This is a genomic window from Thioclava sp. UBA3469 (assembly GCF_002378135.1).
GTDB lineage: Bacteria > Pseudomonadota > Alphaproteobacteria > Rhodobacterales > Rhodobacteraceae > Thioclava > Thioclava sediminum.
In genome coordinates, this window is the sequence record NZ_DFRG01000190.1 from 1 (window position 1) to 999 (window position 999).

Genomic DNA, 999 nt, shown 5'->3' on the forward strand with positions numbered 1-999 from the left:
CCGCGATCGTCGTGAAGGGGCTCACGAAGATCTACAACGGCAAGAAGGTGGTGAACGCGGTCGATATGTCGGTGCCCAAAGGCGCGATCTACGGCTTCATCGGCCCCAACGGCTCGGGCAAAACCACCACGATCCGGATGATGTGCGCCCTGCTCACCCCCGATGGCGGCGAAGGTCACACCCTTGGCTACGACATTCACAAGGACGCGCGCGCGATCAAGGAAAACGTCGGCTACATGACCCAGAAGTTCTCGCTCTATGGCGATCTGACGATCCGCGAGAACCTCGACTTCATGGCGCGGATGTATCGGGTGAAGAACCGCAAGAAGGTGGTGGACGAGACCCTGCGGACGCTTGGCCTTGAAGGGCGCGGCAAGCAGCTGGCGGGCACTCTGTCGGGGGGCTGGAAACAGCGTCTGGCACTGGCCGCCTGCATGCAGCACAAGCCCGCGCTCCTGCTTCTCGACGAACCCACCGCCGGGGTCGACCCGAAGGCGCGGCGCGACTTCTGGGACGAGATCCGCCAGCTCAGCAAACAGGGCGTCACGGTGCTTGTCTCGACGCATTACATGGATGAGGCGGTGCAATGCGATTACATCGCGTATATCGCCTATGGGAAGAAGCTGATCGACGGCCCGGCGACCGAGATCCCGCATCAGGTCGGCCTGACCACATGGCGGGTCTCCGGCCCCGACTTGATCCAGTTGGAGGAAGAGCTGCGCGCCGATCCACGGGTCGAACAGGTCGCGCGCTTCGGCGCCCAACTTCATGTGTCCTCGACCGACAGCGCCGGGCTCGACGCGGTCGTCGCTGAAAAGAGCGGAGAGAACGACGCGCGCAAATGGGAGAAGAAAGAGGCCGAGCTTGAAGAGGTCTTCATCTACCTGATGGCGACAGCGGCCGACAATTTCGGCGTCAACGGAGGCCCCTCCGCATGAGTTGGTTCTCTCCGTCGCGCTTCGGAGCGGTGCTCTACAAGGAATTCATCCAGATGCGGCG

The 999-nt window shown here is 62.6% G+C and carries 1 protein-coding gene; it reads left to right on the forward strand.

What is annotated here, in order from left to right:
* Nucleotides 1–938 (forward strand): ABC transporter ATP-binding protein (locus B3D39_RS13640; RefSeq protein WP_286789799.1); only part of this gene is annotated, 938 nt, incomplete at its 5' end.
* Nucleotides 939–999: the final 61 nt, after the last annotated feature.